Here is a 15306-nt window from a genome sequence, read left to right on the forward strand (position 1 = left end):
GGCCAAAGCCTTCAAAAGCGGAAGGTGAAAAGGCCGCGCGCCGCATAGGTCTCGGCGGCCTCCTCGATGAAACGGGCGATGCGTTCGGCCTGGTAGGTATCGCGCATCGTGGCGGCGGCCTCGAGCAATTCTTCCTTGGACTTGGCGCGGCCGGGGCGCAGCAGTTCGTAGACCTGCATGATGAAATCCTGCGGCACCTCGACCAACTCCGACCCACGTTCGAAGTTGAGGGCGAGAGTCGGCCGGCCGACATCGCGCGCCACGTCGGCCTGGGCCTGCAGCGCTTGCGGCGTGATGCGAAGGTCTTCCATGGTCACGTCGCCGGCAAGCACCGCATCCAGCGTGATCTCCGGAAGCGCCTTGCCGTGCTTGCCGGTCACGGCGCCGGGCTGGGTTTCGGCGAGCGGATAGTCGGCGCGCGTATGGCTCACGATTTCGCTCCCGTCAGGGTGATGTCGACCTCTTCGGGAGCCGCACCGGCCTCGGTCAGCCCGGTTTCTATGGCGTAGATGAGGGCGACGCGGGCGTGGTAGCGCGACCCCATGGCCTCGCCCCGCTGCGGCACCACGATGGGCTCCGGCATTTCGCCCAGCGCATAGGCCGCGGCATTGGCGCCGAGCGCACGATAGTGCTCGAGCTTGGTGATCGGCGCATTGGAAAACAGTTCGAGGTTGTTGTGCGGCTGGCGGCCGCGCTGATGGATGACGGCCGTGCCCTTGGCCTGGATGCCGATGCCGATGCCGCTGCCGGCAAGCCGGGCGGCGGACAGGCCGAGGAAGGAGGTATCGGCAGTATGGCGAAAGCGAACGACGCGCGCCTTGAGCCCACGCGCGCGGATCGCATCCAGCATCGCGCCAAGCACTTCGGAAAGCCGATGTCCGGCCGTCGTCCGGTAGAGCTTCAAGCCGAAGGCCGGACTGATGCCGATGACGACATCGTCCTTCGCCGATCCGTTGGCTGGCGGCCCAAGGTTGCGATAGCGGATGTGCCTTGCCTCGTCCTTCTCGTGCAGGGCTTCCGAGCGCAGCACTTCCTTCTGATCCAGCACGTCGCGGATATCGTTGAGCTGCAGGCGCCGCTCTTCGGAGACGCGATAGCCGGAGCCGGGACCGAGATAGTCGTTCGGATCGTTCACCGCGCTGACGATCCGCCCGTTGCGGATCATGGCCGAGGTCTGGAGATAGTCTCCCGATAGGCGCAACTTCACCACGTTCAGCAGGTTCTCGGCCTCTTCGCGGAAACCGCGGTTGGCCAGCGCCTTGACCACATCGATCACGGTGATGCCGCGCTCCTTGATGGCCTCGCTGATGAACGACACGTCGCGCGGCATCAGGCTGCGCGTATCGTCGGAGCCGGAGGCGTAAACCACGCTGGTCTTCATGTCCTCGGTCGGCGTCGACAGGCCGAGCTCCTCGAACACGGCGGCGATCGCCTCCACCGCCCGCTCGCGCAGCTCGATCGCGCGTGACTCGGGCAGTGGCGTCAACCCGCCATCGGCCTCGAAATCGCGCTGCAGCACCAGATAGTCTTCCAATTCCTCGCCGTTGATCAGCGATGGGTTGAACGAATTGTCGTATTTCAGGATCGATCCCATTCCCGAACAGATCAGGTCCGAGCCGGCAATCAGATAGGGAAGGATCTTGGCGCCGACACGAATTTCGGATTCGGTGGAGCGCGCGTCATTGCCCGACGCGCATTCGAGATCGAGCCAGACGGCGATGAGGTTCTCGGCCATCAGCTCGCGAACGCCACCCGGTATCGTCGCGGTCAAGGGCGCTCCGTCGATGCCGCCATTTTGCGTGCCTTGCACGCCCATGCCACGCTGCAGGCAGAGGCAGCGCGCTTCCAGGTAAAGCAGCGATTTTGCTTCATGGAAGCCCATCAGCAATTCGGAGCCGGCACCCGAGGTGCAGCGCATCTTGACGCCGCGCGAGGCATAGGCGGCGGCCAGAAATGCCTTGGACCACGGCGTGTCGTCGCCATCGGTGAACGATTTCTCGGTGCCGTAGACGGAAACGGTTTCGGCGTAGGAGGTAAAGCCTGCCATGGCGATGCGCAGCTCCTCCGCTTCCTCGCTGGAGCACTGGAACAGTGTCCCCCAGCGGCCGACCGCGCCGCCCACCGCACACGCCACCGCGTTGGACCAGGCGTTGCGTGACACGCGCATCGTCGTTTCGATCTCGTCGAAGCCAAAGGCGACGGCGGTCGCCGCATCGGCGGCGAGCTGGAGCGGGTCGTCCTTGGCGTTGGTGACGTGCGCCTGGTTGCCCGGCGTCTTGCGTGCCCGCATCTTTGAGTAGGCGAAGGCGATCTCCAGCGCGTTGAGCTGCGACACGACCTCGGCGAGTTTCGCCGGTGTCATGCCATGCGCGAGCCGCACCAGCGTTTCGCGCGGCACGTTCATGTCGACCAGCCAGCGTGCGACGGTCGCCGAGTCCAGCGCCATCGCTTCAGACGCCACGTCCGGATCGATGTGATGGCGGGCAATGAAGCGGTCGATCATGTCGTAGTCGTGTTCGAGCACCCCATCGAGAGACACGACACGCCCGCCCGCGATGCCGATGCCAGGTTTGGGATCGGCCGGGCTGGAGAAGGCGGAGAAGCCGTTGGCCGGGTCTTCCGCCGCGAACTTGTCCAGCCGCAACGGCCGCTCGTCCCAGTCGGCGAAGCGCTTCCAGCGGTTCAGTTTCGGCGTCATGCGTGCATTTCCCAGCCTAACGGAAAGACTAGTGAATGCTCACTCTTCACACAATGGCCTGGATCGAACGCCGCCGAAAGGCCTGCACGCCAGTACTTGCTGCACGGAAGACGATGCCGCTGCACGAAGCTCAGTTACTTTCCGCCCATCGATAAGCCCAGGCGCTGGAACAGCCGTGCCCAGGCGATCTGGCCGATTTTGAAATTCTCCAGCCGGAAGAATTCGTTCGGCGCATGGTAGTCCTCGTCGGAGGTCGAGAACGAGAAGAAGATGGTACCGACGCCAAGGTGCTCCTTGAAGACGCTGCCGATCGGGATCGTTGCGCCCATGGCAACCCGCAACGATTTCGCTCCCATCATCTCGCCGAGCAGCGTTTCTGCGATGGCAAGGGCAGGCAGGTCGGGATCGATCGAGAACGCCTTGGTGCCGGGGCCGTGGCGTTTGACGTCAAGCGAATAGCCAGTCGGCAATTGTGCCTCAAGGTGGCGCCGGATCGCCTCGGCGACCTTGTCGGGCTCCTGACCGGCGACGAGGCGACAGGTGATCTTGGCGCCAGCCGACGAGGGGATGACCGTCTTGGTGCCGGGTCCCGAATAGCCGCCGAACATTCCGTTGAACTCGAGCGTTGGCACCAGCCACTGGCGGACTAGAAGGTCGTGGCCGCTAGGCAGTGGATCAGGTGCCGGAGCGCCGATCCCGGCGAAATAGGCAGCAGTGTCGAAGGCAGCAGTATCGATTGCGTCGAGAATGGCGGGGTCGGGCGGTGTGATGCCCTCTGTGAAGCCCGGCACGGTGACGGCGCCGTCCCTGTCGTGCAGGCTGGCCAGCAGGGCGGCGAGCGCGCGAATGGGATTTGGCGCACTGCCGCCGTGGCGACCGGAATGAAGATCCTTCGCCGCGCCCGTCACCACCACGTCGAGCGCGACCATGCCGCGGCTGGCCACCGTCATCGACGGGCGGTCGGCGCGCCACATGGCGCCATCGGCGGAGACAACGAGGTCACAGGCCAGGCGCTGGCGCATTTTTTCGACCAGCGGCGCGAAATGCGGACTGCCGGATTCCTCCTCGCCCTCGACCAGCATCTTGATGTTGAGCGGCAAGCGGCCGGTCGTCTTCAGGAATGCCTCGACAACCAGGATCGGGATCAGCACCGGGCCCTTGTCGTCGGAAACGCCGCGCCCATAGAGCCTGTCGTCGCGGACCGTCGGCTCGAAGGGCGGCGTGGTCCATTTCTCGACCGGATCCGGCGGCTGCACATCGTAGTGGCCGTAGACGAGGATGGTCGGCGCTGCGGCGTCGCCGATGATTTCACCGAACACGGCCGGATGGCCATCTGTCTCGATGATCTCGACGGTTGGGAATCCGGCCCGCGTCAGCCGCTGCGCGACAAAGTCTGCCGCCGAACGGATGCCGTCGCGATAGGCCGGATCGGTGCTGACGCTTGGAATGCGGCAGAACGCCTTCAAGTCTTCCAGGGCTTGGTCGGCGTGGGCGACGAGATAGGCCTCGACGGCGCTCACTTGCCGCCATCCACGCTGATCACCTGGCCGCTGACCCAGCCGGCGAAATCGGAGGCGAAGAACATCACCATCGCGGCAATGTCGTCGGGTGAGCCGAGCCGCTTCATCGCGATATTCTGCAGCAGCTTCTGCTGGCCTTCCTCGCCCATCGCCTCCCATTGCCGCTCGGTGGTTGGATTGGAACGCACGAAACCCGGCGCGACATTGTTGACGGTGATGTTCCAGGGGCCAAGCTCATGCGCGAGCTGCCGCGTCAACCCGATCTGGCCGGCCTTGGCGCTGGCATAGGCCTGGATGCCGGTCAGGCTGATGCCGAGCCCGGCGCCGCTGGAGATATTGATGATGCGTCCATAGCGCTGCTTCTTCATACCGGGCGCCACGGCCTGCGTCATAAAGAAGGCGCCCGAGAGATTGACGTCGAAAATCGTCTGCCAGTCGGCCTGGGAGATTTCTTCCAACGGTCGTCCGACCTGACCGCGCACGCCGCCGGCGTTGTTGACGAGAATGTCCACCGCACCCGCATCGGCCTCAATCGCGCCGACGACCGCCTGCACAGCATCGCGGTCGCCGACATCGACGACATGCGGGCGGCAGTTTTCGCCGCAAAGCTGGCGCGTTTCGGCAAGGCCGGCTTCGTTGACATCCAGGATATGAACCGCCGCGCCGCGTTCGGCGAAAGCCTTGGCGATCGCGCGGCCAAAGCCGTGTGCGGCGCCGGTGACGATGACGGTGCGCCTGTCGAAGCCGATGTTCATCTGGCGCCTGCCGGAGTGCTCGGCATGGCTTCGGCCAGTTCATCGAGATTGCTCAGAACCAGGCGCCGTTTGCCGTCCTCGATTTCGTGGATCATCTCGACGGTACGCGCCGTCAGCGGCGTCGGCATGCCGAGCTTCTGTCCGATCTCGACGATCGGGAATATCTGCGCATCGACTTCCGTCTTGCGCTTTCGGATGGCGAGGTCGCGCCAGATGCCGGTGTGAGACTTCGCCGATCGGCGGTTGTGCACGACCATCTCGTCGAAGGAGCGGTCGGTGGCGGCGGTGGATGAGCCGGGGGCGAAAGCGCCGGGGTCGAAGCCGTCGAATGCCTCTGCGCTGACGCCATTCGCCTTGGCGACGGCGCCGACTTCCAGCCCCACCGCCGCGAGTACCGGGCGATAGCGGCGGTCGGCGAACACATCGGCGATGGAATCGTCGGTCAGCGCCGTGGCGAAGAGCAGCGCGCCGTAGATCATCTTGCCCCAGAGATAGCCCCAGATATTGTCGGTGAGCACCGCCTTCGGCTCGAAATCCTGCATCAGCCGGTGAAGCCCCGCGATACGCGGCGTGCGCTTGCCGTCGAGTTCACCGATGACCACCGCGCCATGGCCGCTGTAATGGACGACGCCCGGCTCCAGGTAATCCGCGCCGAAATTGACAAAGCAGCCGACCGTGCGCTGGTTGCCGACGATTTCGGCGATGGTGAGTTCGTTCAGTCCGTTCTGGGCCGATATCACGCAGCCGCCATCGGCCAGATGAGGCAACAGCGCTGCGGCGGCAACGCGCGTATGATGTGCCTTGACGCACAGGAAAATCCGCTCGAAGCGGCCGGTGACGGTGGCCGGCAGGAAGGCCGGTGCCATGACGGTATCCTGGAAAATCGGTCCGTCTATACGCAAGCCATTCGCGTTTATCGCGTCGACATGGCCGGCATCGCTGTCGACGAAGGTGACGGCATGGCCGGCGCGGATGAATGCGGCACCAAGCGTGCCGCCGATCGCTCCGGCGCCCCAGATCAGGATCGGTCCGGTCTCATTCATGACCATGGCCCTTCGAGCAGATCGCGCGTCTCCTTGACCGCGATGTCCCAGATCGCCTGCATGTCCTCATCCGGCCGCTCGTAATAGCCGCCGAAATTCCCGTCGCCGAGATAGTCGCGAACAGCCTTGGGCGACATGAGACGCATGCGGGCGAGATCAATCATAGGCTTCTGCTGCGTCGGCGGTTTCACGCCGGCCAGCCGGGTCCAGGGGAAATTCTCCATCCAGGAGGCGTGCGAGGCGACCGGATCGATCTCCAGCACCTTGCCCATCGTGGCAGGGGCAGCCCACCAATTGTGGAACTTTATCGCGGTATCGGGATTGTCGGCCATCCATTCGATTGCCAGCGCGCCGGCCGGCTGGTTGCCGCCATGGCCGTTGACGATCAGGATGCGCCGGAACCCTTGTGCGCGCATGCCGTCGAGGATGTCCCTGACAAGGCGAATATAGGTTTCGGTGCGTAGGCTGATCGAACCTGGATAGGCCATGAAATAGGGCGTCAGCCCATAGGCCACGACCGGAAATACCGGAATGCCGAGCGGCTCGGCCGCTTCCACCGCGACGCGCTCGGAGAGGATCGAATCGACCGACAATGACAGCTGCGCGTGTTGCTCTGTACTACCGAGCGGAAGGATCGCACGGTCGTCCTTGCCGAGATACTGCTCGACCTGCCGCCAGTTGCATTCGGAAATTCTCACGATGCTTTCCTTTCCTCGTCCGTCGCATTGATCAGCGGTACCAGCACACGCTCGATCTCGGCGGTGTCGGGGGCGTGCCGGTATTCGAACGCGGTGACACCGGCCTGTAATTTCGCCAGGACATCCTCGGAGCCGCTGGCGAACACTACGACATCGGACCTGCCGAGCAGGTCCTCCAGATTCGGCGTTTCAAGCGTGGCGCCGGTCAGATGCTCGACATGGGGGGCGAAGCGCTGGACGCCGGCCTTCATGATCGGCAGGAAGTCCGGAAACCTGGAGATGACGGCGACGCGGGCCAGCGAATCCAGCGCGGCCAGCGCCTTCCGCGTTTCTTCCGAAGGGATGAAGCTGATCGACACCACCTTGGTGTTGGTGACCAGCGACATTACCTCGCGCTGACGATTGACGAAGGTGACGGCGAGATCGGCCGAATTGGCGCGCGCGCGGGCGGCAGGATCACGTTCGATGGCCGAGATCGTCAGCGGCTCGACGGTCACGCCATTTCCGAGGCGCGCGGCGATGAAGCGCGCATAGCTGGCGGTGGCGTCGGTGAACAGTCCGATCATGACGATCCTGGTCCGGACACCTATGCTGTCGCGATAGAAGGCGCGCGCGCTGACCAGCGAGACGAGTTCGGCCGGCCGGATTCCGGCGGCGGTTCCGGCATCAATCAGTGCATCGATCCGCCTGTGCAGTTCCGTCGCCTCCGGACGGGCGGCCAGCCTCGCACGCCCGCTGCTGGTGACGAACGTGCCGGAACCGGGACGCGTTTCGATCATGCCTGAAGCCTTGAGGTCGCCATAGACCTGGCTGACTGTCATTGGGGCCACGCCGATGCGCTCGGCCAGTTCCCTGACCGACGGAAGCAGCTCTCCCGGCACCAATTCGCCGCAGGCGATGCCGTATTCGATCAGTCCCTGCAACTGCGTGCGCAGGGGAACTGGCAGATCGCGATCGACCGAGAACTCCATTCAGGTCCCAATTCAAGTGTATTACACACCTATAACGCTTAGTCCGGTCGTTCTTGGGTGACAAGCGCGTTGTTGCGCCAGAGTGCCGCTTTCCTTGGGACAATCCCGTTGACACGATAGGCCTTGCGTGAAAACGTTATGGCCAACAATAACACTTGAACATTCCTCTGGAGATACGGGAGCCGTCATGAACACGCTCGTCAAGGCCGCGCTGAGCGCGGTACTTCTCGTTGGAACCAGCTACAACGCGCTTGCGGTGGAACGCGGCGGCACCCTGAAATACGGCCGCTATGCGGACAGCCTCTTTCTCGATCCGGTGCTCAACGATGCAAACGTCGACATCTGGGTCCTGTCCAATCTCTACGACACGCTGATCCTGCCCACCGACGACGGCAAGGGCCTGAAGCCGGGCCTGGCGACGGAGTGGAAGGTGTCCGGCGACGGGCTCTCAGTCACGCTGACATTACGCGATGGCATCAAATTCTCCGACGGATCGCCGATCACTCCGGCCGACGTGCAATGGTCGCTGAAGCGCGCCGCAGATCCGAAGAAAGGCATCTGGAATTTCCTGGTCGGCTCGATCCAGGACGTCACCACCGAAGGCGACCACACCGTCATCATCAAGCTCAAGAACACCGATCCGGCGATCCTCGCCGCACTCACCGTGTTCAACACCGCGATCCTGCCGATGAAGGCGTTCGAGGCCTCGGAAGGGACAACCGACGAGGAAAAGGCGAAGAGCTTCTCGGCGCATCCGATCAGTTCGGGTCCGTTCGTCCTGCAATCCTGGGACCACGGCCAGTCGATGAAGCTGACCCGCAACGAGAACTACTGGGCGAAGGGCGAGGACGGCAAGCCGCTGCCTTATCTCGACGGCATCGATTTCGAGGTCATCCCCGATGATGCCACCCGCATCCTGAAATTGCAGTCGGGCGAGATCGACGGCGCGGAATTCATCCCCTATGCGCGCGTCGACGAGTTGAAGCAGGCCGACGGCATTGACATGAAACTCTACCCGTCGACCCGCGTCGAATACATCACCATGAACGTGCGCCCGAAGATCGGCGACAAGGACAATCCGCTGTCGAACGAAAAAGTCCGCCAGGCGATGAACTACGCGACCAACAAGGAGGCGATCATCCAGGTGGTGACGCATGGTGTGGGGTCACAGATGACTTCGTTCATGTCCTCGGCGACGCCGCTGCACAAGGGTGACAAGCCGCTCTATCCCTACGATCTCGACAAGGCCAAGCAGTTGATGAAGGATGCCGGCTTCGAGAATGGCTTCGAAACCAGCCTGCTCGTGCTTGCCGGCAACCAGGACGAGATCGGCATCGCCACGGCGGTGCAGCAGATGTGGGGGCAGATCGGCATCAAGCTCGACCTGCAGCAGGTCGACAATCCGAGCCGCACCCAGCAATACCGCGACGGCACGTTCACGATGCGCGAGGCGGCGTGGACCGACGACATCGCCGACCCGAACGAGATCGCTTCGTATTTCGTCTATTCGCCGACCATCGGCGCGCTGCACAGTGGCTGGAAGAGCGACGAGGCCGACAAGCTTTTCGAAGCTTCACAAAAAGAGATCGACGCCGCCAAGCGTGCGGATCAGTATGCCAAGATGCAGGACCTCTACAACGCCAGCGGACCGATCCTCCCGCTCTACGAAACGCCTTATCCGGTCGCCTTGAGCAAGAAGGTGCAAGGCTTCGTGCAGATCCCACTCGGCAACAATATCTTTGGTGCCGCCTGGCTGCAGAAGTAGGCTGATCGCCTGAGGCGGCGAACGTCACGGCGTTCGCCGCCATCGTGCTGCTAGAGCCGGATGATTTCAGGTCGAATCGAGCTGAAATCTGAATCCGCCTCTAAGTCAAAGAGATAGAGCATGACGTCGTCCGAAAACCGCTTCACACTTTTCGGCATCATGCTCTAGTCAACAAGGTCTGGATCGCCGCTTGCCACTGTTGGGCTTCATTTTCCGACGAGTTCTGCAGACAATTCCGACCATTGCCTTCATCCTGGTGGTCACTTTCATCCTCGTTCGGCTTTTGCCGGGCGATCCGGCCAGCGCCATGCTCGGCGACCGCGCCATCGACGCCGACGTCCAGCGTATCAATGCCAAGCTAGGGCTCGACCGGCCGATCCCGGTGCAGTTCCTCTACTTCACCAAGGCCGTCTTCACCGGTGATCTCGGCAACTCGATCGGCCTGAAGCTGCCGGTGGTCGAGCTGATCGAGCGCCGTCTCCCCGTCACATTGATGCTTACCGGAATGGCCGCCCTGATCGCGCTGCTGGTGGCGGTGCCGCTGTCCTTTGTCGCGGCGCTCAACCGTGGCGGCGCGCCGGACGCCATCATCCGCGGCACCTTCCAGATCGGCTTGTCGATGCCCGTCTTCTATGTCGGGCTGGTTTTGCTGACCGTGTTTGCCGCAAAATTGCGCTGGTTTCCGGTTGGCGGCTACGGCCAGAACTTCCTTGACGATCTCTACCATCTCTTTCTTCCCGCCACGACGCTGGCGCTCAGCCTTTCTGCCGTGCTCATGCGCAATCTGCGTGCCGCCATCATCGGGGTGGTTGGCGCCGACTATGTCGACTTTGCCCGCGCCAAGGGGCTTCGCGCGCGGGTGATCATGACGCGCCATGTCCTGCGCAATGCGCTGATTTCGACAGTTACGCTGTTTGGCCTGTCGATCGGCACGTTGCTCGGCGGTGCGGTCATCACCGAAACGGTATTCGCCATCCCCGGCGCCGGGCGGTTGATGATCGAGGCCATCTATGGCCGCGACTATCCCGTCATCCAGGGGCTGACGATCGCGCTAGCGCTGCTGGTGTCGTTCACCTTTCTCCTGACCGACATCGTCCAGGCCTGGCTCGACCCACGGGTGGTCCGATGAGCGCGGGCGCCGGCCAGATAGCCTTGCCGGCGAAACGGCGCCGGGCATTGCCGGGCACGCTGGTCGGCGCGGTCATCGTGCTTGGCGCCAGCCTTGCCATGGCGTTCTTTCCAAGTCTCTTCGCGCCTTACGATCCGACCGCCTTCGACTACAACGCCATCATGCATGGGCCGAGCTGGGCGCACCCTTTCGGCACCGACAATTTCGGCCGCGACATGCTTTCGCGTGTCATCCACGCCTATCGCATCGACATGCAGATCGGGGTGTTCGCGACAACCGGACCGTTCCTCTTCGGCACCATCGTCGGCGCCATGGTCGGCTATGTGGGCGGCTGGGTGGAGGCGGTGTTCGGCCGCGTCGTCGATGCGGTCATCACATTTCCGTTCCTCGTGCTGGTCATCGCCATCGTCTCGGTGCTCGGCCCCGGCCTCCGCAACATGTATATAGCCGTCGGCGTCGTCGACTGGGTGTTCTACGCAAGGCTGGTCTCCGCCGAGGTCAAGATCCAGCGCCGGCTCGACTACGCCGATGCGGCACGTGGCATGGGTTACGGCCACATGCGCATCATCTTCCGGCATCTGCTGCCCAACGCGATAACGCCGGCGGTGGTCTATTTGATGACCGACATGGCGCTCGCCATCTTGCTCGGCTCCAGCCTCGGCTATCTCGGCCTCGGCGCGCAGCCGCCGGCCGCTGAGTGGGGTGTGCTGATTGCCGACGGCAAGAATTTCATGACCACCGCGTGGTGGGTGTCCGTATTCCCCGGCATTGCCATCGTCATCACCGGCCTCGGCTTCAGCCTTGCAGGCGACGCGCTGGCCGATCTTCTAAGGGTCAACCGATGACGGCGCCGTCGCCAGATCCAAAGACAGCCGGCGCCGGTCTCAAGGTGCGCGGCCTCACCACCACCTTCGCCACGCCACGAGGCCTGGCCACCGTCGTTGATGGCATCAATCTCGATGTCGCGCCGGGCGAGATCGTCGGCCTGGTCGGCGAGTCCGGATCGGGCAAGAGCATGACACTGCGCTCGATCGTGCGGCTGGTGCGCGAACCGGGCAAGGTCAGCGGTCAGGTGGAATGGCAGGGCCGCGACCTGATGGCGATGAGCGAAGCGGACCTTCGCAAGGTGCGCGGCGCCGAAATCGCGATGATTTTTCAAGAGCCGATGACGGCGCTCAACCCCGTGCTGCCGGTCCGCCTGCAGATCGAGGAAAATCTCAGCGCCCATACCACCCTGGACCGCCGTGCCCGCCGTCAACGCGCGCTGGAACTGATGAACATCGTCGGCATTCCAGCCGCCGAGCGGCGGCTCGACGAATACCCGCACCAGTTCTCCGGCGGCATGCGCCAGCGGGTGATGATCGCGATTGCGCTGGCCAATTCGCCGAAACTGCTGCTCGCCGACGAGCCGACGACGGCGCTCGACGTGACCATCCAGGACCAGATCCTCAAGCTTATCCTCGACCTGCGCGACCGTTTCGGCATGAGCGTGGTGTTCGTCACCCACGATCTCGGCGTCGTCGCGGCGACCTGCGACCGCATGGCGGTGATGTATGCCGGGCGCATCGTCGAGACCGGCACGGTGGCGCGGGTGTTCGCCGAGCCACACCATCCCTATACGCGCGGGCTGCTTGGTTCCGTGCCGCGCATCGGCGGCGAGCGCAGCATGCTTTTATCGATCGAGGGTACGCCACCGGGCCTGATCGATTTGCCGGACGGCTGCGCCTTTCATCCGCGCTGTTCCTTCGCCACGGACCGCTGCCGCGCCGAGCGGCCGCCGCTCGAAAGCTTCGCCACCGGCAGGGAGGTCGCCTGCTTCCACCATCGGAAAGTGGCCGCGATGGTGGAGGCGGCCTGATGCGGGACATGCCGCTGATCTCCGTCGAAGGCGTCTCCAAGCGGTTTCGCTTTCCCCGCACCGTGTCCGACATACTCACCGGCAGACCGCCTGCCGCTGTCCATGCGTTGAACAATGTCGACCTGGAGGTGCATCGCGGCGAAACGCTCGGCATCGTTGGCGAATCCGGCTGCGGAAAATCCACACTGGCGCGTTGTCTCGTGCGGCTCCTGGAGCCGGACGAAGGACTGGTGCGTTTCGACGGCAACGATATCGGTCTGCTGCCTCAGGCGGAACGGCGCGCCTTCAACCGCCGTGTCCAGATGATCTTTCAGGATCCCTACTCCTCGCTCAATCCGCGCATGTCGGTGCGACAGGTTCTGTCCGAAGCGCTGAGCGTGCATGCGATGCGGCCAAAGGCCGATATCCCGGCGCGTATCACCGAGCTGCTGGGCCTTGTTCGCCTCCCGGCGGACGCCGCCGACCGCTATCCGCATGAGTTCTCCGGCGGCCAGCGCCAGCGCATCGGTATCGCACGCGCTCTTGCCGTCGAGCCGGAGGTGCTGGTCGCCGACGAACTGGTCTCCGCGCTCGACGTCTCGGTGCAGGCGCAGGTCATCAACCTTCTGCTGGACCTCCAGGAGCGGCTGAAGCTTACCGTCGTCTTCGTCGCCCATGACCTCAGACTGGTGCGCCACATCTCACACCGCGTCGCGGTGATGTACCTGGGCAAGGTGGTCGAGACCGGCCCAACGGAAGCGCTGTTTGCAACACCCCGCCACCCCTATTCGAAGGCGCTGCTCGATGCCGCGCCCGAACTCGATCCGGCGCGGCGAACGCGGGTGGCGGCGGCACGCGGTGAACTTCCCAATCCGCTTGACCTGCCGACCGGCTGCCTGTTCAACACGCGATGCCCGTTCGCGTTCGAGCGTTGCTTTGCCGAGCGGCCGGACCTGTCCAACCGGGGGCCGGCCCACTTTGCCGCCTGTCACCTGACTGACTTCGGCAAACCGACGCCCGCGACAATCGCTGCACAATGAGCTGCTGAAGAACTGAATTTCCCAAATGGCCAAGAGACGCCGATGAGCTACGCCGCATTCGAAGCCGAGGTCGCCAAGGTCAACGACATATTGTGCGCGGTGAACGTGCTTGTCTGGGATTCGCGTACCATGATGCCCTCGGCTGCGGCCGAGGCGCGCGGCAAGCAATTAGGCACGCTGGCGACGGTCGCACGCGAAATCGCTACTGGCGATACTATGCACAAGGCGCTCGATGCCGCGCGCCTGGAACTCTCGGGAATGCCCGACGAGCAGCTTCGAAGGCGTGCGCTCGATGACGCGACGGGCGCGATCGCCACACTCGGCCGCATCCCGGCACGGCTGGTCCAGGAAGCAGCAGAGCGGCGGACCGAGGGCCAGGCGGTATGGATCAAGGCGCGTGCCGAGAACGATTTCGCCGCCTTCGCGCCGGTGCTTGAGCGAACCGTCGCGCTGCAGCGCGAGATCTGCGAGCATATCGGCTATGTCGACCATCCCTACGATGCGGCGTGCAGCACCTTCGAGCCCGAGATAGGCTGGGCGCAGCTCAAAGATTTGTATGCTGAACTGAAATTGGCGATCGGACCGCTGCTTCAGGCTGCGCTGCAAGCGCCGCCTGCGCGCATCGATGTCCTGAAGCGCACCTATCCAATCGAAAGGCAGAAAGCCTTCTCCAAGGCAGTGGCCGCCCGCATGGGGTACGACTTCGAGCGCGGCCGGCTTGACGACACGGTTCATCCTTTCGAGATTTCCTTCACGCGTAGCGACGTACGCATCACTGGCCGCTTCCGTGAGAACTGGCTGCCAGGCGGCCTCTTCGCTGTCTGGCACGAAGCTGGCCACGGCATCTACGAGCAGGGCGTTTCGCCCGCATTCACCCGTTCGATCTTCACGACCGACCTCGTCAATCTCTACGCGGTCGGCGGCACCAGCTTCGGCATGCATGAATCGCAGTCCCGCCTGTGGGAGAACCGCATCGGCCGCTCCCGCCGCTTCTGGGAGCAGAATTTCGGGGCATTGCAAGCCGAGTTTCCCGACCAACTCGCCGACGTCTCGGTCGCCGACTTCTGGCGCGCGGTGAATGCGCCCCGTCCTAGCCTGATCCGGGTGGAGGCCGACGAACTCACCTACGACTTGCACATCATCCTGCGTTCGGAGATCGAGGCCGGATTGATGGACGGCAGCCTGCGCATCGCTGACCTTCCAGCGATCTGGGCGGACAAGATCCGCGGCTATCTTGGCCTTGACGTGCCGACCGACACGCTGGGCGTCTTGCAGGATGTCCATTGGTCGGCGGGCATGATCGGATCCTTCCCGACCTACACGATGGGCAACGTCATGTCCTCCCAGCTCTTCAAGGCGGCGACCAAGGTGCCTGGGATTGAGCGCGGGCTCGAGACCGGCGACTATGCGCCGCTGAGGACGTGGCTGGCGGACAAGGTGCATCGTCACGGCCGCTCGCTGACGCCAGCCGAAATCCTGAAGGCCGCAACCGGCAAGGTGCTAGGGACCGACGACTATATTGACGATCTCCGTCGCAAGGTGGCCGAGCTTCACGCATAGCGCCTGTCTGGAGCTTGTGTCGTCAATGATAGGCAGTCTGTGCGGAACCATACGGGAAGAATTCTGACCTTGGCCCACGAAAAACCCAACAAAATCAATGGTTTTCGTACATCCTCCGGGCCTACCATTATTTACGCCCACCATTATCTGCATCCTCATTCAGGCGTGGTCGAGCCGCTGCTGACCTGCCTTCGGCGCAAGCCCAGGCGCTATCTGTCCGGCCGCTGCGACTGGAATGGTCTGCCTGTCTTGCCGCAATGGGTACTTTTCGCGGCCTTTGCCTGATGTAG

Annotated in this window: 14 protein-coding genes; 7 read left to right on the top strand and 7 right to left on the bottom strand. The window is 63.6% G+C overall.

From position 1 onward, the window contains the following. Nucleotides 1–11 precede the first annotated feature (11 nt). The 7 genes from ACZYHG_RS15310 to ACZYHG_RS15340 all read right to left on the bottom strand — a co-directional run bounded on the left by ACZYHG_RS15310 (nucleotide 12) and on the right by ACZYHG_RS15340 (nucleotide 7685). Nucleotides 12–431 carry a diol dehydratase small subunit gene (locus ACZYHG_RS15310; protein WP_464614503.1) on the bottom strand — a complete coding sequence of 140 codons (420 nt, stop codon included), beginning with the start codon at nucleotides 429–431 and terminating at the stop codon, nucleotides 12–14. Beyond that, on the bottom strand, nucleotides 428–2698 hold the full coding sequence (locus ACZYHG_RS15315; protein ID WP_464614504.1) for a propanediol/glycerol family dehydratase large subunit: 2271 nt from the start codon (nucleotides 2696–2698) through the stop codon (nucleotides 428–430). The genes ACZYHG_RS15310 and ACZYHG_RS15315 overlap by 4 nt, the downstream gene beginning before the upstream one ends. 134 nt (nucleotides 2699–2832) lie before the next feature. After that, complete coding sequence (locus ACZYHG_RS15320; protein ID WP_464614505.1) at nucleotides 2833–4218, bottom strand: dipeptidase; 1386 nt, start codon at nucleotides 4216–4218, stop codon at nucleotides 2833–2835. Further along, nucleotides 4215–4973 (bottom strand): SDR family NAD(P)-dependent oxidoreductase, encoded by a 759-nt coding sequence (locus ACZYHG_RS15325; protein WP_464614506.1) that lies wholly within the window; start codon nucleotides 4971–4973, stop codon nucleotides 4215–4217. Before ACZYHG_RS15325 ends, ACZYHG_RS15320 begins: the two co-directional genes overlap by 4 nt. Next, nucleotides 4970–6016 carry a ketopantoate reductase family protein gene (locus ACZYHG_RS15330; RefSeq protein ID WP_464614507.1) on the bottom strand — a complete coding sequence of 349 codons (1047 nt, stop codon included), beginning with the start codon at nucleotides 6014–6016 and terminating at the stop codon, nucleotides 4970–4972. The genes ACZYHG_RS15325 and ACZYHG_RS15330 overlap by 4 nt, the downstream gene beginning before the upstream one ends. Next, nucleotides 6013–6714 carry a creatininase family protein gene (locus ACZYHG_RS15335; protein WP_027030433.1) on the bottom strand — a complete coding sequence of 234 codons (702 nt, stop codon included), beginning with the start codon at nucleotides 6712–6714 and terminating at the stop codon, nucleotides 6013–6015. The genes ACZYHG_RS15330 and ACZYHG_RS15335 overlap by 4 nt, the downstream gene beginning before the upstream one ends. Then, entirely contained in the window at nucleotides 6711–7685 is a 975-nt protein-coding gene (locus ACZYHG_RS15340; protein ID WP_464614508.1) for a GntR family transcriptional regulator, read from the bottom strand. Before ACZYHG_RS15340 ends, ACZYHG_RS15335 begins: the two co-directional genes overlap by 4 nt. 187 nt (nucleotides 7686–7872) lie before the next feature. Between ACZYHG_RS15340 and ACZYHG_RS15345 the strand changes: the two genes are divergently transcribed. The 7 genes from ACZYHG_RS15345 (at nucleotide 7873) to ACZYHG_RS15375 (ending at nucleotide 15301) form a co-directional block, all read left to right on the top strand. Beyond that, the gene (locus tag ACZYHG_RS15345) at nucleotides 7873–9450 is read left to right on the top strand and encodes an ABC transporter substrate-binding protein (protein WP_464614509.1); all 1578 of its coding nucleotides are present in this window, start codon (nucleotides 7873–7875) and stop codon (nucleotides 9448–9450) included. A gap of 190 nt (nucleotides 9451–9640) precedes the next feature. Continuing rightward, nucleotides 9641–10579, top strand: a complete 939-nt coding sequence (locus ACZYHG_RS15350) for an ABC transporter permease (protein WP_464614510.1) — start codon at nucleotides 9641–9643, stop codon at nucleotides 10577–10579. Next, the gene (locus ACZYHG_RS15355) at nucleotides 10576–11424 is read left to right on the top strand and encodes an ABC transporter permease (protein ID WP_464614511.1); all 849 of its coding nucleotides are present in this window, start codon (nucleotides 10576–10578) and stop codon (nucleotides 11422–11424) included. Before ACZYHG_RS15350 ends, ACZYHG_RS15355 begins: the two co-directional genes overlap by 4 nt. Continuing rightward, complete coding sequence (locus tag ACZYHG_RS15360; RefSeq protein WP_464614512.1) at nucleotides 11421–12437, top strand: ABC transporter ATP-binding protein; 1017 nt, start codon at nucleotides 11421–11423, stop codon at nucleotides 12435–12437. The genes ACZYHG_RS15355 and ACZYHG_RS15360 overlap by 4 nt, the downstream gene beginning before the upstream one ends. Beyond that, entirely contained in the window at nucleotides 12437–13456 is a 1020-nt protein-coding gene (locus ACZYHG_RS15365) for an ABC transporter ATP-binding protein (RefSeq protein ID WP_464614513.1), read from the top strand. Before ACZYHG_RS15360 ends, ACZYHG_RS15365 begins: the two co-directional genes overlap by 1 nt. 42 nt (nucleotides 13457–13498) lie before the next feature. Beyond that, nucleotides 13499–15016: a carboxypeptidase M32 gene (locus tag ACZYHG_RS15370; RefSeq protein WP_464614514.1), complete on the top strand. Its 1518-nt coding sequence runs from the start codon at nucleotides 13499–13501 to the stop codon at nucleotides 15014–15016. 69 nt (nucleotides 15017–15085) lie between these two features. After that, a complete protein-coding gene (locus ACZYHG_RS15375) occupies nucleotides 15086–15301 on the top strand; it encodes a hypothetical protein (protein WP_464614515.1) in 216 nt (71 codons plus the stop codon). Nucleotides 15302–15306: the final 5 nt, after the last annotated feature.

The organism is Mesorhizobium subarcticum, from assembly GCF_055456085.1.